This window comes from Streptomyces sp. NBC_01515 (assembly GCF_045040345.1).
In the GTDB taxonomy this organism is placed as follows: Bacteria; Actinomycetota; Actinomycetes; order Streptomycetales; family Streptomycetaceae; genus Streptomyces.
In genome coordinates, this window is sequence record NZ_CP109416.1 from 8,765,835 (window position 1) to 8,784,881 (window position 19,047).

At 69.2% G+C, this 19,047-nt stretch carries 14 protein-coding genes; 13 read left to right on the plus strand and 1 reads right to left on the minus strand.

What is annotated here, in order from left to right:
• The first annotated feature begins 673 nt into the window (after positions 1-673).
• The 12 genes from OG407_RS39220 (at position 674) to OG407_RS39275 (ending at position 17,272) form a co-directional block, all read left to right on the plus strand.
• A complete protein-coding gene (locus OG407_RS39220) occupies positions 674-1,687 on the plus strand; it encodes a LacI family DNA-binding transcriptional regulator (protein WP_403585120.1) in 1,014 nt (337 codons plus the stop codon).
• Positions 1,687-2,556 (plus strand): glycoside hydrolase family 43 protein, encoded by an 870-nt coding sequence (locus OG407_RS39225; protein ID WP_366498691.1) that lies wholly within the window; start codon positions 1,687-1,689, stop codon positions 2,554-2,556. Before OG407_RS39220 ends, OG407_RS39225 begins: the two co-directional genes overlap by 1 nt.
• Before the next feature lie 345 nt (positions 2,557-2,901).
• Positions 2,902-4,257, plus strand: a complete 1,356-nt coding sequence (locus OG407_RS39230; protein ID WP_405864711.1) for an extracellular solute-binding protein — start codon at positions 2,902-2,904, stop codon at positions 4,255-4,257.
• Between the two features lie 8 nt (positions 4,258-4,265).
• The gene (locus OG407_RS39235) at positions 4,266-5,240 is read left to right on the plus strand and encodes a carbohydrate ABC transporter permease (protein ID WP_405864713.1); all 975 of its coding nucleotides are present in this window, start codon (positions 4,266-4,268) and stop codon (positions 5,238-5,240) included.
• A gap of 6 nt (positions 5,241-5,246) precedes the next feature.
• Positions 5,247-6,143, plus strand: coding sequence for a carbohydrate ABC transporter permease (locus OG407_RS39240; RefSeq protein ID WP_405864715.1), 897 nt, complete (start codon positions 5,247-5,249; stop codon positions 6,141-6,143).
• Between the two features lie 4 nt (positions 6,144-6,147).
• Positions 6,148-7,056, plus strand: coding sequence for a glycosyl hydrolase (locus OG407_RS39245; protein ID WP_405864717.1), 909 nt, complete (start codon positions 6,148-6,150; stop codon positions 7,054-7,056).
• 97 nt (positions 7,057-7,153) lie between these two features.
• Positions 7,154-9,901, plus strand: a complete 2,748-nt coding sequence (locus OG407_RS39250) for a LamG-like jellyroll fold domain-containing protein (RefSeq protein ID WP_405864719.1) — start codon at positions 7,154-7,156, stop codon at positions 9,899-9,901.
• A 94-nt stretch (positions 9,902-9,995) separates the two neighbouring features.
• The gene (locus OG407_RS39255; protein ID WP_405864721.1) at positions 9,996-12,785 is read left to right on the plus strand and encodes a LamG domain-containing protein; all 2,790 of its coding nucleotides are present in this window, start codon (positions 9,996-9,998) and stop codon (positions 12,783-12,785) included.
• Positions 12,786-12,871: 86 nt separating this feature from the next.
• The gene (locus tag OG407_RS39260; RefSeq protein WP_405864723.1) at positions 12,872-13,774 is read left to right on the plus strand and encodes a hypothetical protein; all 903 of its coding nucleotides are present in this window, start codon (positions 12,872-12,874) and stop codon (positions 13,772-13,774) included.
• 306 nt (positions 13,775-14,080) lie between these two features.
• The gene (rsgA, locus tag OG407_RS39265) at positions 14,081-15,250 is read left to right on the plus strand and encodes a ribosome small subunit-dependent GTPase A (RefSeq protein ID WP_405864725.1); all 1,170 of its coding nucleotides are present in this window, start codon (positions 14,081-14,083) and stop codon (positions 15,248-15,250) included.
• Between the two features lie 109 nt (positions 15,251-15,359).
• Complete coding sequence (locus tag OG407_RS39270; RefSeq protein WP_405868832.1) at positions 15,360-16,766, plus strand: DNA-3-methyladenine glycosylase 2 family protein; 1,407 nt, start codon at positions 15,360-15,362, stop codon at positions 16,764-16,766.
• Positions 16,763-17,272 (plus strand): methylated-DNA--[protein]-cysteine S-methyltransferase, encoded by a 510-nt coding sequence (locus tag OG407_RS39275; RefSeq protein ID WP_405864727.1) that lies wholly within the window; start codon positions 16,763-16,765, stop codon positions 17,270-17,272. Before OG407_RS39270 ends, OG407_RS39275 begins: the two co-directional genes overlap by 4 nt.
• A gap of 1 nt (position 17,273) precedes the next feature.
• Here OG407_RS39275 and OG407_RS39280 read toward each other — a convergent pair whose 3' ends face one another.
• Positions 17,274-17,657 carry a PPOX class F420-dependent oxidoreductase gene (locus tag OG407_RS39280; RefSeq protein WP_403585149.1) on the minus strand — a complete coding sequence of 128 codons (384 nt, stop codon included), beginning with the start codon at positions 17,655-17,657 and terminating at the stop codon, positions 17,274-17,276.
• 178 nt (positions 17,658-17,835) lie between these two features.
• Here OG407_RS39280 and OG407_RS39285 point away from each other — a divergent pair, with 178 nt between their 5' ends.
• Positions 17,836-19,044, plus strand: a complete 1,209-nt coding sequence (locus tag OG407_RS39285; protein WP_405864729.1) for an SGNH/GDSL hydrolase family protein — start codon at positions 17,836-17,838, stop codon at positions 19,042-19,044.
• Positions 19,045-19,047 lie beyond the last annotated feature (3 nt).

Sequence of the window (19,047 nt, forward strand, 5' to 3'; positions counted from 1 at the left end):
AAGGCATCGCTGATCCGGGGGCAATCTGGGGACTTTTCGGGGATTTTTCGCTGGGTAAGGAGGGAAGGTCCGCGCGGGCTCGATCCGCGTCGAGATAGCGACTGTTCGGGAAGGTCTTGTCGCAGGCCGCCGACGCGCAGGCGGGTCCCCGGACTGTCGTAGACGTACGGGCCGGGAAGGCCTCGGCCGGGTCCAGGCCGTCGGGAGCGAGCCGGATGTCGTCTTGGGCGGCGTTTTAGAGGCCACGTACACCTCGCCCGCCCGCCCGCGCCCGCCGACCCGCGCCGACCCGCGGACAACGCCGCCGCCGACGCCCTCGCCCCTGCCGCGAGCGCCGTCGATGAGGTTCACGCCGAGGTCGACGCCGACGCCGATGGCGCGCACGGACTCGTCCCCCGTGCCTCCCGGGACGCACCGACCTCCCCGCTTCGTAGCCCCTCCCGGACACGAACAGCCCGCTTCGGCCCGGTTCCCGGTACATGGGCGTCCTCCGGATCCCGCACCCGGCACCCCGCATCCCGCAGGCGATGACGCAAGGCGGGCCGGAGGTGCCGGTGAACTCGGCGTTACGTATTCGTTGCGACCGACCGTTGACCGTGCCCTACTTTATCGTTAACTTTAGCCGCGATGTGAGCCAGTTCACCGCGAACACCCAGCCCATGAGGGAGGCGTTGTGCCCGACCGCGTGACGATCGCGCAGGTGGCCGAAGAGGCAGGCGTCTCCGCGATGACCGTGTCGAACGTGCTCAACGGGAAGCCCGGAGCATCCGACGACACCCGCCGGCGCGTCATGGAGGTCGTCGATCGCCTCGGCTACGTGCCGAACGTGTCCGCCCGGGGTCTCAAGGGCGGCCGGACCGGGCTGGTCGGGGTACTGACCCTCGACCTCACGATCCAGTACGGGCTGGAGATCGTGCGGGGGATCGCCGACGAACTGGCCAGCGTCGAGTTCGAGGCACTGATCAACGCCAGCTACCACGACAGCTCACGCGAACGGGAGCGGATCGAGTTCCTGAGCCGTGGACTCGTCGACGGTCTGCTGATGATCGCGCCGGTGCTGGAGGACCAGACGATCTCGCTGCTGCGCAAGCGCAAGATCCCGACCGTCATCATCGACCCGCGCCGTATCGACGTCGACCTGCCGAGGGTCACCGTCGACAACTACCAGGGCACACGCGGCGCGGCCCAGCACCTCATCGACCTGGGGCACCGGCGGATCGCGTACATCGGGGGCAACCTCGACCTGGAGAGCTCCACCGTCCGGTACGAGGGCTTCCGCGACGGGATGCGGCTCGCGGGCCTCCCCGTGGACGAGGACATGGTCGCGTACTGCGACTTCAGCTACGTCTCCGGCTTCCGTACCGCGTCCCGCATCCTTGAGGAACACCGGCCGACCGCGATCATGACGGGCGCCGACCTCATCGCCTTCGGAGCGGTCGACGCGGCCCGCAAGCAGGGTCTGAGAGTCCCCGAGCAGCTGTCGGTCGTCGGCTTCGACGACCTGCCCCAGGCTGCGCAGTCGTATCCCGGAGTCACCACCGTCCGCCAGCCGCTGCACGACATGGGGCAGACCGCGGTCCGCGCGCTCATGTCGATCATCGAAGGCAACGCCCCCGTGATGGAGCACATGCACATGCCCACCTCACTCATCGTCCGTGGCACCACCGCACCCCCCGAGCGTGGCTGATGTACGTGGTCTCGTACTTCACGGACGCCGACGAGGCGCTGCACCTGGCGGTCAGCCAGGACGGCCAGGAGTTCAGCCCCGTCAACGAAGGCCGCCCCCTGCTGCGGGGAACGGTCGGCACGGGCAGGCTCCGTGACCCCTTCATAGGCATCGGACCCGACGGGCTGTTCCATCTGCTGGCCACCGACGGCTGGACCAGTCCCAGCATCGTCCACGCGACCTCCGCCGACCTGCTGACCTGGTCGGAGCAGGAGCTGCTGCCGGTCATGGCCGGGATCGACGGCGCGCACAACGCCTGGGCCCCGGAGTTCTTCCTCGACCCGGCCACCGGGCTCTACCACCTGATCTGGTCGTCGGTCGTCGAGGGAGCCGGCAGCACGGCCGAGGGACGCGACTTCGCCAACGTCGGTCAGGACCACCGGATCTGGCACTGCACGACCAGCGACTTCGTCGGCTACTCGCCGGCCGAGCTGTTCTTCGACCCCGGCTACTCGGTGATCGACGCGACCGTCACCCACCACGACGGCCGGTTCGTGATGGCCTTCAAGGACGAGCGCGGCACCAACGACCCGTCCACGGACCACAAGTACATCCTGGTCACCACGTTCTCGCAGCCGGGTACGGACTTCACCCGGCCGACCGGACCGGTCAGCCCGGCACCCGTGGAAGGGCCCGCCTTCTTCCGCCGGGGCGAGGAGTGGGTGCTGCTCTTCGACCACTACCTGGAAGGCCGGTACGGCGCCGCGTCCAGCCCGGACGGGGTGCGGTGGACGCGTTCGGAGATCTCCCTGCCGAACGGCATACGGCACGCCTCCGTGCTGACCGTGCCGGGGGAACACGCGGCGGCGCTCGACGGAGCGGGCGTATGAACCGCCCCCGCACAGCCGCTCCGCACGGCCCCGGCAACCGATTAGCCACGACGAGCCACCGCCGTTCCATCCGCATCGCCTGACCGTGTAGCAGCCGGTCCGGCACCGCACGCGCCGCATCACCCCGCCGCCGCCCGAGGACATCGGAGCCGGCCGGCCCCGCCGACGGCCCCGCCTCATCAGGCGGCTCCCGGCACCTGAGCCATCTCTGCCTGAGCGCCCCCACAGCCTGTGCGCCCATCGACATCCCCACACAGGGCGATCGGCCATGCCGTCATGCGTGACGCCGACCCCGGTCTCTGCCCGTGGTTCCACCAACAGGTCCTATCAAAGGAGTTAGGCACCATGCAGCACTCACAGGCTTTCAGCAGGCGCTCGGTCCTCAAGAGCGTGGGTCTCGTGGCCGGAGCCGCCGCCCTCAGTGCCTGTTCGGGCACCGCGTCCTCGACCTCCTCGGCCTCCGTCAAGTCGCCCAGGAAGGGCACCCTGACGATCATGAGCGCCCAGGGCGAGATCACCTCCGCGGAGATCGCCGCCTTCGAGAAGGCGTACCCGGGGCTGAAGATCAAGCTGATCCTCACCGACCCGACCCGACTGAACGCCATGCTGGCCGCCGGCGACCCGCCGGACCTGGTGCGCGACGCCGGAACGGACGTCACGCCGTACATCGCGAGCCGGGGCATCGCCCTGGACCTGGACGAGTACTTCGCCAAGAGCAGCGTCCTGAAGACGGCAGACATCCTGCCCATCAACAACTGCTGGCGCTGGGACGGAAAGACCCAGGGCAAGGGTGCCCGCTACGGCATCGCCAAGGACTGGTCGCAGGACGCGATGTGGTGGTACAACTCGGACCTCTGGTCGGCCGCCGGGCTGACCGCGCCGGACCCGACGAAGCCGATCACCTACGACGAGCTGTTCGAGGCCTCCAAGAAGCTCACCAAGTCGGCGCACGGCAAGACCAGCGTGTACGGGCTGTACACCACGACACCCGGCATGGACCAGATCGCCGCGATGGTGGCGACGGCCGGCGGCCGGATCATGTCCGAGGACCTGGGCACCGCGGACTTCACCTCCCCCGAGGCGATCAGGGCCCTGACCTGGCTGGTCGACGTGGCGAAGGCGAAGGTCGGCTACTCGGCGGTCAACCCCAGCCCGGACTGGGACGGCCCCGAGTACCTCGCGGGCAAGCAGGCCACGGCAGGCCAGGGCTACTGGTTCAACGGCTTCGTCGCGAGCACCGCCCCCGCCTACCAGTCCAAGACCGTCTTCGCGGCGGCCCCGATGCTGGGCGGCAAGCGGGTCAGCCCCAGCTTCGGCGCCGTGGGCTACTGGATCCCGGCCAAGTCGAAGAACCCGGGTGCCGCCTTCGAGTTCATGGAGTGGTACTGCGGCGGCGCCGGCGCGGCCAAGCGGATCGCCGCCGGAAACGGCCTGCCCTCGATGAAGCCGATGCTGTCCCTGGTGCCGCAGAAGACCGAGTTCCAGAAGGCCTCCTTCAAGGTCCAGACCGCCGAACTGCCCTACGTGTCCGTCATCCCGGTCGCCACCCCGTACGCCCTGACCACCGCGCTGAACACCACCCTGGCCAAGGACTTCACGGCCGCCGTGGGCGGCGGCAAGTCGGTGGCGGCGCTGGCCGACCTGCTGACCAAGGACGTCAACGCCGTGCTGGCGAACGGCAAGAAGCTCGCAGGAAAGTAGGCACGGTCATGCGACTGCAACGCGTCCGGACCGCCGGGTCGGCCAAGAGGCGCCGGTACGGCAGCAGCAAGGGTGAGGCGCTGGCGTTCTACGGCTTCCTCTCACCGTGGATCATCGGCACCGCCGCGCTGACCCTGTTCCCGGTGGGCTACGCCCTGTACCTCAGCTTCACCGCATGGGACGGCGTCTCCGTCTTCAAACCATGGGTGGGCCTGGCCAACTACCGCGAGGTGCTCACCTCGTCGGACACCTTGTCGTCGCTGTCCAAGACCCTGCTCCTGGTCGCGATCATCGTCCCGACGACGATCGTCGGGAGCCTGGTCCTGGCCGTCCTGCTCAACGAACGCGTCCGCGGGCGCACCTTCTTCCGGACGCTGATCTACATTCCGGCGATCGTGCCCCCGGTCGCGAGCGCGCTCATCTGGAAGGTGGTCTTCGACCAGAACTCCGGAGCCGCGAACCGGGTGGGGGCGATGTTCGGGGCCGACGCGGTCAACTGGCTCACCGGCAACCGGGCCTTCGTCGTCCTGGTCGTCGTCCTGCTGTGGGGTGTCGGCGCCGGCATCATCATCAACCTGGCGGCCCTGCAGACCGTGCCGATGGAGCAGCTGGAGGCCGTGAAGCTGGACGGCGGCAACGCGCTCACCGCCTTCCGGCACGTCACGCTCCCGGTGATCTCCCCGGTCCTGCTGTTCCAGACCGTCCTGGTCACCATCACCACCTTGCAGACCTTCGTCCCGGCCCTGCTGCTCTCACCGATCAGCACCGGCGGCGGCGCCGTCTACACCAACATCCCGAACGCCAACCGGGTCTACATGGTCGACGTCTACTCGCAGTTCTTCGCGTACTCCAGGTACGGCTACGGCTCGGCGATGCTGACCGTGTTCTTCCTGGTCATCGTCGTCCTGACGGTAGTGATCTTCAAACTCGTCGGACGCAGCGTGTTCTACGCCGTCGATCCCACCGCGTCCGGGAAGGGCTGATCCGCCATGGCACTCGACGAGAAGACCCAGGCCCCCGTGGCCCCGCGGACACCCACGAACACCGCGGCGCGCACTGCCTGGCACCAGCGGCGGCCCAAGCACCCGGTGATCTTCACCGTCCTGCTGATCGTCTCCGTCCTGATGGTCCTGCCCTTCGCGGAACTGGTCATCAGCTCGCTGCGGTCCACCAACGCGGTCAACGAGGACACCTGGCTCCCCTCGGTCTTCGAGTGGAGCAACTACAAGAAGGTCGTCACCCTCATCCCGTTCTGGCGGTTCGCCCGCAACTCGGTGGTCCTGTCGGCGCTGTTCGCGCTGCTCACCACCCTCAGCTCCGCGGTCGTCGGCTACGGCTTCGCCCGGCTGCGCGCCCCCGGCAAGAACCTGCTGTTCGGCCTGCTCATCTCGACGATGATGGTGCCGCAGATCGTCACCCTGATCCCCACCTACCTGCTGTTCGCCAACTTCGGCCTGGTGGGCACCTATTGGCCCTGGGTGCTGTGGGGCACGGCCGGAGCGCCGTACGCGATCTTCCTGTACCGGCAGTTCTTCTCCAGCTTCCCCAAGGAACTGGAGGAGGCGGCCGTCATCGACGGCGCCGGCCGGATCCGGATCTTCGTGCAGATCTTCCTGCCGCTGTCGCGCCCGCTGCTGGTGACGGCGTTCGTGCTGGCCTTCAACACGGTCTGGGGCGACTTCATCGCACCGAACCTGCTGCTCGACCAGGACAACACCACGCTGGCCGTCGGAGTCGGCAACGGCTACGTCATCAACCAGGGCTTCCCGCTGCCGAACCTGATCGCGGGCGGCGCGCTGCTCTACGTGGTGCCCGTCGTCATCCTCTTCCTGGCCGCCCAGCGCAGCTACGTCCGCGGCTTCGCCAACTCCGGACTGAAGGGCTGAGCGCGTGTACCGCGACCCGATCCTCGACGGGGCCGCCGACCCCACCGTCATCTGGAACCGGCAGGCCGGCGAATGGTGGCTGATCTACACCAACCGCCGCGCCTCCGCGCCCGGTCCGGGTGTGGCCTGGGTGCACGGCACCGACCTCGGGGTGGCCGCCTCGACGGACGGCGGCCGGACCTGGACCTACCGGGGCACGCTCACCGGGCTCGACTTCGAGTGGGGCCGCAACACGTTCTGGGCGCCCGAGGTCATCTGGCACGACGACGTCTACCACATGTACGTCAGCTACATCCGCGGCGTCCCGGAGTCCTGGACGGGGGCCGCCCGGATCATCCACTACACCAGCACGGACCTGCTCGACTGGACCCTCGTGGCCCCCCTCGACCTCGGCTCCGACCGGGTGATCGACGCGTGCGTGTACCCGCTGCCGGACGGCCGCGGCTTCCGTATGTGGTTCAAGGACGAGCGCCACGGTTCGTACACGTACACGGCCGACAGCACCGACCTCCACGACTGGAAACCGGCCGGCCCCGCCGTCACCCACCGTCCGCACGAGGGCCCCAACGTCTTCGAACTGGGCGGCCACTACTGGATGATCGTCGACGAGTGGCGCGGCCAGGGCGTCCTGCGCTCGGCCGACCTGCGGAACTGGGAGCGCCAGGGGCTGATCCTCGACACCCCCGGCACCCGCCCCGACGACGGCACGATCGGCCTGCACGCCGATGTGGTCGTCCAGGGGGACACCGGCTACGTCTTCTACTTCACCCACCCCGACCGCGGACCCGCCGGAGACGACGGCACGTACCCGAGCCGCCGGTCGACGATCCAGGTCGCCGCGGTGCGGGTCGTCGACGGTGAGCTGCGGTGCGACCGCGACGAGCCGGTCGAGCCGGACCTCACCGCCCTCTGAGCGACCGCCCTCCGGGTGCCCCATCCATTCACGTTCACGTTCAAAGAGGAACGCAATGCGAAGATGGCCACGCCGCTTTGTCGCGGCCGCAGGTACCGTGGCAGCCGTTCTGGGCGCGATGATCCTTCCCGCCACGACCGCGTCCGCGGCGACGACCTGCACCACGTACTACGTCTCGTCCAGCGGTGGCAGCGACAGCAACGACGGCTGCACCAGCGCCACTCCGTGGAAGACGCTCACCAACGTCAACGCGACGACCTTCACCGCCGGCAACCAGATCCTCTTCCAGGACGGCGGCTCCTGGACCGGCGAACTCCAGCCCCAGGGATCCGGCACCAGCGGCACCCCGATCGTGATCTCCAGCTACGGTTCCGGCGCCGCGCCCATCCTCAACGGCGCGGGCGCCGCCGCGACGGTCTATCTGCACAACCAGCACGACTGGACCGTCCAGAACCTGGAGATCACCGACACCGCGGCGACCGCGGACCTGCGCAGCGGCATCCAGCTCCAGAACGACACCACCGGCATCCTGCGCGGGATCCACCTCCTCAACAACAACATCCACAACGTCAAGGGCTACTGGGCCGACGGCACCCAGCCCAGCACGTCGTCCGGTATCGCGTTCAACCTGACCGACGACAACACCACGAGCGGCTGGGACGACGTCCTGATCCAGGGCAACACGCTCACCTCCGACGACGCCGGAGGCATCTACCTCGGCTCACTCGTCGGTCTGAACCACGACATCTCGTCGACCAACGTCGTCATCCAGAACAACACGCTCACCGACATGGGCGGCAACGACATCGTCTGCGTGTTCTGCGCCTCGCCGGTCGTCCAGTACAACGTCGCGACGAACAACGGCTACCGCTACTCCGGCGCCGGCCTGTGGACCGCGTGGTCGACCGACGGCCAGTGGCAGTACAACGAGGTGGCCCGCCAGTGGCGTTCCCTCGTCGACGGCCAGGCGTTCGACATCGACAACCACTCCAGCGGCACCGTCATCCAGTACAACTACAGCCACGACAACCCGTTCGGCTTCCAGGAGTACTGCTGCTCCAGCGGCTTCGCGGCCAAGACCTCGGTCGTGCGCTACAACATCAGCCAGAACGACGGCGCTTCGAACGCGGTGTTCCCCCTGCTCAGCGGCGTCGACACCGGAAGCACGGCCCAGGTCTACAACAACACGGTGTACCTCGGCCCGGGAGACAACGGGAAGATCACCGACGGCACCCCCAACGGGACCCTGACCTTCTCGAACAACATCATCTACAACCTGGGTACCGGCGGTTACTCGACCACCGGCACCACCTGGACCCACAACCTCTTCTACGGCAACCATCCCGGCACCGAGCCGTCCGACTCGGCCAAGGTGACGACCGACCCGCTGTTCGTGACCCCGGGCGGCGCGGCCTCCGGCCTCACCTCGGCGGCCGCCTACAAACTGCGGACCGGCTCCCCGGCCCTCGGCACGGGCGTCCTGGTCTCCGGCAACGGCGGCCAGGACTACTTCGGCAACACGGTCTCTTCTACGGCCGCACCGAATATCGGCGCCTACAACGGAGCCGGTGTGGCCGCACCCGCCGCCACCTCCGGCGCGTACTGGCCCCTCGACGAGGGCACCGGAACCACCGCGGGGGACGCAACGGGCGACGCCAACACGGGCACCCTGCAGTCCGGGGCGTCCTGGACCACCGGCAAGGTCGGCACAGGCGCGGTCAGCCTCACCGGCGCGAGCAACAGCTACGTCGACGTACCCACCACCGCGATCGACACCAGCGGAAGCTACTCGGTCTCGGCCTGGGTGAAGCTCAACAGCCTCACCGGCAACCAGACCTTCGCGAGTATCGACGGCAGCTCCATCAGCCCCTTCTACCTCCAACTCACCGGCGGCACCTTCGCGTTCACCACGCGAAGCAGCGACTCCACCGGCTCAACTGCCACCCAGGCGACGGGCACCACCGCGGTCACCGGCACCTGGTACCACCTGACCGGCGTCTACGACAACACCGCCCACACCATCGCCCTCTACGTCAACGGAACCCTCCAGGGCACGACCGCCTTCTCCTCCCCCTGGAAGGCGACCGGGCACACGGTGATCGGCCGTGCCAAGTGGAACGGCAACGCGGTCGACTTCACCAACGGCGCCATCGACGACGTACGCATGGTCGGCAGGGCACTGACCGCTCGTGAGGCCTACGCCCTGGGGACCGGGGCGGCCGGCTACTTCCAGCTGGACGAGGGGACCGGCAGGACCGTCACCAACCTCCTCGGCAACACGGCCGACGGCTGGCTCGCGGGCGACGCCGCGTGGGCCGGCAGCGGCAAGGTCGGCAGCAACTCCCTGAGCCTGGACGGCACGACCGGAACGTCGGCGTACGTTCCCGCCTCGGTGGTCAACACCGGCCAGAGCTACGCGGTCGGGGCCTGGGTCAAGCTCAACAGCCTCACCGGCACGCAGACCTTCGCCGGCCTCTTCGGCAACAAGGTCAGCCCCTTCTATCTGCAACTGGCCGGCGGGAAGCTCACCTTCACCGTCCGCAGCGCCGACTCGACGAGCTCGACGGGCACGTCCGTCGCGGGCCCCGCCCCCTCCACCGGCACCTGGTACCACGTGCTCGGCATGTACGACAGCGGCGCCCAGACGATCTCCCTGTACGTCAACGGCACGCTGCAGGGCAGCACTTCGTTCACCACGCCCTGGACGGCGGCGGGCGCGACGCTGATCGGCAGCGCCGAATGGAACGGCGGCCCGGTCGACTTCACCAACGGCCAGATCGACGACGTGCACTTCTACAACCGGGTCCTGACGTCGGCCGAGATCACGACGCTCGCCACCGGCTGACAGCCCCTCCTGTGCGGCCGGTGCGGGCCGGCCCGCTCTCCAACAGCTCCCGCACCGGCCTTTCCCATCCCTGCACGATCGGAAAAGGAGCACCATGCGAAGTTGGCCCCGAAGAATCGTTGCGGCAGCCGCCGCCACGATAGGCGTCCTGGGTGTCCTGGTCGTACCCGCCACGACCGCGTCCGCGGCGACGACCTGCACCACGTACTACGTCTCGTCCGCCAGTGGCAGCGACAGCAACGACGGCTGCACCAGCAGCACTCCGTGGAAGACGCTCACCAACGTCAACGCGACGACCTTCACCGCCGGCAACCAGATCCTCTTCCAGGACGGCGGCTCCTGGACCGGCGAACTCCACCCCCTGGGGTCGGGCGCCGGCGGCAACCAGATCGTGGTGTCGAACTACGGCTCCGGTGCCGCGCCCATCATCAGCGGCGCGGGCGCCGACGCGGCGGTCTACCTCGACAGCCAGCAGTACTGGACGATCCAGAACCTGGAGATCACCAACACGACCACGACCGCGGCGGTCCGCAGCGGCATCCAGCTCCAGAACGACACCAGCGGGATCCTGCACGGGATCCACATCCTCAACAACAACATCCATGACGTGAAGGGCACTTGGGGAGCCGGGCCGCAGCCCAGCACGTCGTCGGGTATCGCGTTCAACCTGAACGACAACAACAGCACCAACGGCTGGGACGACGTACTGCTCCAGGGCAACACCCTCACCAAGGTCGACGCCGGTGGCATCTACCTCGGCTCCCTCAACGGCACCGGGCACGGCATCCTGACGTCCAACGTCGTGATCCAGAACAACACGCTGACCGACATGGGCGGCAACGACGTCGTCTGCGTGTACTGCGACAACCCGCTCGTCCAGAACAACATGGCGACCAACAGCGGCTACCGCTTCTCCGGCGCCGGGTTCTGGATGGCGCTGAACAACAACGGCATCTGGCAGAACAACGAGATCTCCCGCCAGTGGCGCGCCCTCTGGGACGGCGAAGCGTTCGACATCGACCACGACAACACCGGCACGATCATCCAGTACAACTACACCCACGACAATCCGTTCGGGTTCCAGGAGTACTGCTGCAGCTCCACCTTCGGCGCCAAGAACTCGATCGTCCGCTACAACATCAGCCAGAACGACGGCTCGATCAGCTCGGTACTGCCGACGCTGGAGGGCGTCGTCTCGACCGGTACCGCACAGGTCTACAACAACACCATCTACCTCGGCCCCGGAGACAACGGCGGCATCGACGCCGGCACACCGGCGGCGAACAACATCACCTTCTCCAACAACCTCATCTACAACGCGGGATCCGGGGGCAGCTACTCCTCCTCGGGCACCTGGAGCCACAACCTCTTCTACGGCACCCACGCGAGCAGTGAACCGACCGACGCCAGCAAGGTGACGACCGACCCGAAGCTCGTCGCCCCCGGTGGAGCCAGCTCGGGCCTCAGCTCGGCGGCGGCCTACAAACTGCAGCCCGGCTCACCCGCCATCGGCGCGGGCGTACTGGTGTCGGGCAACGGCGGCCTGGACTACTTCGGCAACACCGTCTCCGCCACGGCCGCGCCCAACATCGGCGCGTACAACGGCAGCGGTGTGACACCGACGGCGAGCTACGGCGCCCGCTGGAACCTCGACGAGGGCACCGGGACCACCGCCGCCGACACCACCAACGACCACAACACCGGCACGCTGCAGTCCGGGGCCTCCTGGACCACCGGCAAGGTCGGCACAGGCGCGGTCAGCCTGACCGGCGCGAGCAACAGCTACGTCGACGTACCCACCACCGCGATCGACACCAGCGCGAGCTACTCGGTCTCGGCCTGGGTGAAGCTCAACAGCCTCACCGGCAACCAGACCTTCGCCAGCATCGACGGCAGCTCGATCAGCCCCTTCTACCTCCAACTCACGGGCGGCACCTTCGCGTTCACCACGCGGAGCAGCGACTCGACCGGCTCGACCGCGACCCAGGTCACCGGCGGCACCCCGGTCACCGGCACCTGGTACCACCTGACCGGGGTCTACGACAACACCGCCCACACCATCGCGCTGTACGTCAACGGAACCCTCCAGGGCACGACCGCCTTCTCCTCCCCCTGGAAGGCGACCGGGCACACGGTGATCGGCCGCGCCAAGTGGAACGGCAACGCCGTCGACTTCGCCAACGGCGCCATCGACGACGTACGGATGTTCAGCAAGGCGCTCGACCGCCAGGAGGCCGTGGCCCTGGCGACCGCCGCCACCGCCGACTACGAACTCGACGAGGGCACCGGCTCCAACACCTCGGACTTCATGGGGAACAGCGCGTGGGGCGGCCTCAACAGAGCCGCCGCGTGGGCCGGCAGCGGCAAGGTCGGCGGCAACGCCGTGAGCCTGGACGGCACGGCGGGCACCGAGGTGAACATCCCGGTGACACCGGTGGACACCAGCGCGAGCTACTCGGTCGCGGCCTGGGTGAAGCTGAACAGCCTCAGCGGCAACCAGACCTTCGTGAGCGTCGACGGCGGCGACATCAGCCCCTTCTACCTGCAACTGACGGGAGGCACCTTCGCGTTCGCCGAGCGCGGTTCGAACTCGACCACCTCGACCCTGACCTCGGTCACCGGCCTCGCCCCCTCCACGGGCACCTGGTACCACGTGGTCGGCGTGTACAACAGCGGCGCGTCGACCATCTCGCTCTACGTCAACGGCACCCTCCAGGGGAGCACGGCCTTCTCCTCCGCGTGGAAGGCGGTCGGCCCGACGCAGATCGGCAGCGCCTGGTGGAACGACTACCAGGTCGACTGGACGAACGGCCAGATCGACGACGTCCACTTCTACGACCGGGCCCTGAACACCACCGAGATCAACCAGCTCGCCGCCGGCTGACGGACACGAGCAGGTGACGGAGTCCGGCCCGCTCTCCCGGGCCGGACTCCGCCACCACCACCCACGGCGCCCGGGAGGAGCCAGGAATGACCACGTCGACCCGCCAGGCCCGCAGGACCGCAACCGCCACCCGGCCGAAGACCACGGCCCGCCCCAGAACCACACCCCGTCGTGTGCTGCCGTGGTGGCTGCTCGCGGCCGTCGCCCTGGCTGTCGCGGCCGCGATCACCGGCCTCTCCCTCCTCACCGACGGCGGAGCCCGACGCCAGGCAACCGCCCCCTCCCCAGCCCCCTCACCCACCGCGGTGATCGCCACGATCGACGAACAGACCATCCCCGTACGCGAGTTCGCGCTCTACCTCGCACAGGAACGCTCCGCCACCTTCACCCACTTCCAGAACACGTTCGGCGCCCAGGACGGCCCCCACTTCTGGACGACGTCCTACGGCGGCAGCACCCCCACCGACTACATCAAGAAGCAGGCCCTCGCCGACGTCACCCGCACCACCGTCCAGCAGCGGCTGGCTCACCACTACGGTCTTCTCGCGGACCCGAGCTATGCGACCTTCCTCCTCAACTGGGCCAAGGAGAACCAGCGTCGACAGCAGGCCGTCGCCGCGCACCAGGTCATCTACGGGCCCGTGCAGTACACCGAGGCGAACTACTTCGACTACGTACTCAACGGCCTGACGTTCAACCTGGAGAAGAAGCTGGCGGACGCGCACGTCATCACCACGGACGACAAGGCACTGCGCGCCTACTACACGGCACACAAGAGCGACTTCCGACAGGCGAAGAAGCCCGGCCCCGTAAGCCTGACCTCCCCCAACGGCAGCACGCCGATCACCACCCCGCCCTTCGCCCAGGTACGCAAGCAGGTGAAACAGGCCTACCTCGACGACCGCTACAAGGCGAAGGTGACACAGCTCGTCCGCTCGGCCCGGGTCGCCGTGGCACACGGCACTTTCCAGGCGGTCACCGTGAACTGAAGCCTGACGGCGCCGGAGGCCGACCGGTCCCAGGTCCCCGGATCGTGCTGTCGGGATCCTCGTCGAATAATGGTTGGCGCTCCGTGGGAGTCGGAGACTAGGTTTCTTCTCGTTCCAGTGGTGGCCGGTCGGTCGCCACTGTCGGTTGAGTGTGTCTGGGAGGTGTGACCGATGACTGTCTCTGTGATGGGCGCTGCCCGCATCCGGAAGTTCATCAAGTCCACTCCCGTGGCCTCCGGCTGACCACTCCACTCTTCCCGCGTCTGTGTGCGCGGTGCCGGGGCCACCCTTGTGAAGGGTCACCCCTTGTCTTTCTCTTCTCTCCCGGGCTCGTCCTCGTTGTCTTCCTCCGCGCACCCGTTGCGGCCTTACGGCTGGGACGCGGACTGGGAAGCCGAGTTCGCCCCGTTCGCCGAGCGGGGTCTCCTGCCCGGCCGTGTCGTACGGGTCGACCGAGGCCTGTGCGACGTCATCACCCCGGCCGGCACCGTCCGAGCCGACACCGAGTTCGTCGTCCCCCGCGACCCGATGAAGGTCGTGTGCACGGGCGACTGGGTCGCCGTAGACCCCGAAGGCGGCAACCCGCGCTACGTGCGGACGCTCCTGCCGCGCCGTACCGCCTTCGTGCGCTCGACCTCGTCCAAGCGTTCCGAGGGCCAGGTGCTGGCCACCAACATCGATCACGTCGTCATCTGTGTGTCGCTCGCGGCCGAACTGGACCTCGGGCGGATCGAGCGGTTCCTGGCGTTGGCCATGTCCTGCTCCAGTGGTGAGGCACTGCTGCACACCGCGGCGCACTCCTGGGAGTCCGGTGCGCGGCCCGTGGTCGTGCTGACCAAGGCCGATCTCGTGCCGGACGCGGTGACGTTGTCGTATCTCGTCCAGGACGTGGAGACGACGGCGCCGGGCGTGCCGGTGCTGGCCGTCAGCGCCGCCACCGGGGACGGGATCGACGTGCTCGCCGCGGTCGCCGCCGGCGGTACGTCCGTGCTGCTCGGGCAGTCCGGTGCGGGCAAGTCGACGCTCGCGAACGCGCTGATCGGCGAGGACGTGATGGACGTCCGGGCGACGCGTGACGTCGACGGCAAGGGCCGTCATACGACCACCACGCGCAACCTGCTCGCCCTGCCGGGTGGCGGGGTACTGATCGACACGCCGGGGCTGCGCGGTGTCGGGCTGTGGGACGCGCAGACCGGGGTCGGGCAGGTGTTCGCCGAGATCGAGGAACTGGCCGGACAGTGCCGCTTCCACGACTGCGCCCACACCGCCGAACCGGGCTGCGCGGTGCTCGCCGCCCTCGACTCCGGCGAACTTCCCGAACGCCGGCTCGACAGTTATCGCAAGCTCATGCGCGAGAACCAGTGGATCGTCGCCAAGACCGACGCCCGGGCCCGCGCCGAACTGCGCCGCGACTGGAAGCGGAAGGGGGCGGAGGGGAAGGCGGCGATGGAGGCGAAGCGGGGGCGCTGGGCCTAGCCGCGTCACCGGGCCAGCGGTTCAGCTCAGCCCAGCCCGGCATCGCATCAACACCCCGTCCGATTTCCGCCAGCCCCACCCCCGGGGATGGCGGAGACTGGACAGCGTGATGGACGAAGACACCAGGTACGAAGCCGTGCGGAGCCGGGATGCCCGGTTCGACGGGGAGTTCTTCTTCGGGGTCGCCACGACCGGGATCTACTGCCGGCCCAGTTGTCCGGCGGTGACGCCGAAGCGGCGCAACGTGCGGTTCTTCGCGACGGCCGCCGCCGCGCAGGGCTCGGGGTTCCGGGCCTGCCGGCGGTGCCGTCCGGACGCCGTGCCGGGGTCGGCCGAGTGGAACGTGCGCGCCGATGTCGTGGGCCGCGCCATGCGGCTGATCGGCGACGGAGTCGTGGACCGCGAGGGCGTCGCCGGGCTCGCCGTGCGGCTCGGCTACAGCGCGCGGCAGGTCCAGCGGCAGCTCACCGCCGAACTCGGCGCCGGGCCGGTCGCCCTAGCCCGGGCCCAACGGGCGCACACCGCACGGGTGTTGGTGCAGACCACCGAGCTGCCGATCACGGAGATCGCGTTCGCCGCCGGGTTCGCCAGCGTGCGCCAGTTCAACGACACGATCCGCGCCGTGTACGCGTCGACCCCGAGCGAGCTGCGGACGGCGAAGACGCCTCACGCGTCCAAGGCACCGGCGAAGGGCACCGGACTGTCCGCCGGAATCCCGTTGCGGCTCGCCCACCGGGGCCCGTACCAGTCCGCCGCCGTCTTCGACCTGCTCGCACGCGAGGCCGTCCCCGGCATCGAGGAGATCACCGGCACCCCCGGCCGCCGCACCTACCGCCGCACCCTCCGCCTCCCCTACGGCACCGGAATCGTCGCCGTCGACGAACGCCCCGGCGCCCTCAAAACCGCGCCCCCGGCCCACCCCGGCGGCTGGCTCGACGCCCGTCTGCACCTCACCGACCACCGCGACCTGACCACCGCCGTCCAGCGCCTACGACGGCTCTTCGACCTGGACGCCGACCCGTACGCCGTCGACGAACGGCTCGGCGCCGATCCCCGGCTCGCCCCACTCGTCGCCGCCCGACCCGGCCTGCGTTCACCGGGCACCGCGGACCCCGAGGAACTCGCCGTACGGGCCCTGGTCGGGCGGGCGGAGGCAGAACGGCTGGTGCGGCGCTACGGCAAGACCCTGGACGCCCCCTCCGGCGGCCTCACCCACCTCTTCCCCGAGCCGTCCGCACTGGTGGACGCCGCCCCCGGCGAACCCCTGGCCGGCCTCGCCACCGCCCTGGCCGACGGCACGGTCCGCCTCGACGCGGGCGTCGACCGGGACGACGCGGAGGAGGCCCTGCTCGCGCTGCCCGGCATGGACGCCGCGACCGTCGCCGTCATCCGTACCCGCGCGCTCGGCGACCCCGATGTGGCACCGACCGGCGTCGACATCCCTGACGCGTGGCGCCCCTGGCGTTCGTACGCCGTACAACACCTACGCACGGCAGAGGAGTTGGAGTCCCGATGACTGTCCCGACGACCGATCCGACGGTCACCCGCTGGACGAGTTTCGACAGCCCCCTGGGGCAACTCCTCCTCACCGCCGACGAGTTCGGCGCCCTCACCTCCCTCTCCGTGCCCGGTCAGAAGGGCGGCCGTACCGTCCAGCCGGAGTGGCGGCAGGACCCCGGCCCCTTCCGTGCCGCCGGGGAACAGCTCGCCGCCTACTTCGCCGGTGAACTCAAGGAATTCCAGCTGGAGTTCCGCACCTCCGGCACCGACTTCCGCGAGCGCGTGTGGACCGCCCTCGACTCCGTCCCGTACGGCGCGACGACGACGTACGGCGAGATCGCCGCGCGGATCGGCGCGTCCCGGGCCGCCGTCCGGGCCGTGGGCGGAGCGATCGGCGCCAATCCGTTGCTGGTCGTCCGGCCCTGCCATCGAGTGATCGGCGCCGACGGGTCGATGACGGGGTATGCGGGCGGGCTCGAACGCAAGGTCCAACTGCTCACGCTGGAGGACGCGTTGGGCTGAGTCAGTCCGTTCCCGGTTCCGCCTCCAGGCCCCAGCTGTGGATCCGCCGGGGATGGATACGGATCACCTCTTCGCTCATGTGCGGGCCCAACTCGTGTGGCCCGACCAGGAGTTCGGCCTCGCCGCGGATGTCGATACCCCGAACCTTCCAGGGCTGGACGCTGACGATGTCGTCCACGACCAGCGCGACCTTCGGGTTCTTCCGCAGGTTGCGCCACTTCTTGGTCGTGCCCATCGCGTAGCCGCCGACCAGGATCGTCCCGTCGGCCTGCGGGAAGAAGCCGACGGGGTTGGCCTGTGGCTGGCCCTGGGGGTCGACGGTGGCGAGGCGGCCCAGTCGCTGCGAGGTGAGGTAGGCGCGCTCGGCCTCGGTGAATTCGGTCATGACCGCAGCCAAACACGCCTGCCCGCCGCGCGCATCGGCCTCCGGTCCCAGGCCTTACGCCTTATGCCCCACACCGGAGGGGGACGCGGGGCCCGGCGCCGGTGATGCTCCGCCCTCCGCCCGTTCCGGCGTGCCACGGTCGCCTTCCTTGTGGCTGGTGGGAAGAGGCGGAGCGCTCATGGTCGGGGCCGGACGGGTCGTCGTAGCACTGCTGGTGTGCGTGCTGGGGGCGGGAGTTGGGGAGGGTACGGCGACAGCCGAGGGGCCGGTCGGCCGGGCGTCGGACACCTGGACCGGGACTTGGGAAGCCGCTCCCTCCGGAACCGCCCCGGCGCTGCCCGGCGCCTCCTTCCGCAACGTGGTTCACCTCAGCGTCGGCGGCAGCGCGGCCCGCGTCCGGCTCACCAACCGGCTCGGTACCGCTCCTCTTCGCCTCGACGCGGTGACCGTCGCCCTGCGCGAGGCGGGGCCGGACGCCGTGCCCGGGTCGATGTGGGTCGCCACCTTTGGCGGGGCACGGACGGTCACCATTCCGGCGGGCGAGGATCTGGTGAGTGATCCCGTTCCGCTCGCCGTGAGTGACGGGGCGGATCTGCTCGTCACCGTGCACACGCCCGACGACTCCGGTCCGGCGACCTACCACCGAGCGGCCGGACAGACCAACTATCTCGCACCGCAAGGGAATTGGGCCGCCGATGTCGACGGTGCCGCGTACACGGCGACCACCACCTCCTGGTACTACGTCACCGGTGTCGACGTCCTCGACGCCCCGGCGGCCGGCAGTGTCGTCACCTTCGGCGACTCCCTCACCGACGGCAACGGCTCCACCCGTGACGCCAACCACCGCTGGCCCGACCGGCTCGCCGAGCGCCTCGGCACCCTGCCGTCGTACCGCCGCCTCGGTGTCCTCAACGCCGGTGTCTCCGGGAACCGGCTGCTGCGCGACGACGTAGGACCGAGTGCCTTGTCCCGTCTCGACGCCGATGCCCTGTCGCGGTCGGGGGTGCGGGTGGTGATCCTCCTGGAGGGCGTCAACGACATCAAGGGCACCCCGAACGCCACCGACCCCGCCGCCTTCGAGAGCGCCTACCGCACCTTTGTGAGCCGGGCCCACGCGCACGGCATCCGTGTCATCGGGGCGACCCTCACGCCGTACGGCGGTAACAGCGGGTACACGGCCGCCCGCGAAGCCGTGCGGCAGAAGATCAATGTCTTCATTCGCGGGGGTGGGCCCTTCGACGGGGTGGCCGACTTCGATGCCGCCGTCCGTGACCCGGAGCAGCCGCAGCGGATCCTGCCCGGCTACGACTGCGGTGATCACCTGCACTTCAACGACGCCGGTATGCGGGCGCTCGCCGGCACGGTCGACCTGGCCATGCTCAGCTGAGGG

Coding starts and splice junctions, on each gene's coding strand:
- OG407_RS39275 (WP_405864727.1), top strand. CDS start 16,763: ATGACTGTCCCGACGACCGATCCGACGGTCACCCGCTGGACGAGTTTC.
- OG407_RS39285 (WP_405864729.1), top strand. CDS start 17,836: ATGGTCGGGGCCGGACGGGTCGTCGTAGCACTGCTGGTGTGCGTGCTG.
- OG407_RS39255 (WP_405864721.1), top strand. CDS start 9,996: ATGCGAAGTTGGCCCCGAAGAATCGTTGCGGCAGCCGCCGCCACGATA.
- OG407_RS39260 (WP_405864723.1), top strand. CDS start 12,872: ATGACCACGTCGACCCGCCAGGCCCGCAGGACCGCAACCGCCACCCGG.
- OG407_RS39225 (WP_366498691.1), top strand. CDS start 1,687: ATGTACGTGGTCTCGTACTTCACGGACGCCGACGAGGCGCTGCACCTG.
- OG407_RS39280 (WP_403585149.1), bottom strand. CDS start 17,657: ATGACCGAATTCACCGAGGCCGAGCGCGCCTACCTCACCTCGCAGCGA.
- OG407_RS39270 (WP_405868832.1), top strand. CDS start 15,360: ATGGACGAAGACACCAGGTACGAAGCCGTGCGGAGCCGGGATGCCCGG.
- OG407_RS39235 (WP_405864713.1), top strand. CDS start 4,266: ATGCGACTGCAACGCGTCCGGACCGCCGGGTCGGCCAAGAGGCGCCGG.
- OG407_RS39230 (WP_405864711.1), top strand. CDS start 2,902: ATGCAGCACTCACAGGCTTTCAGCAGGCGCTCGGTCCTCAAGAGCGTG.
- OG407_RS39240 (WP_405864715.1), top strand. CDS start 5,247: ATGGCACTCGACGAGAAGACCCAGGCCCCCGTGGCCCCGCGGACACCC.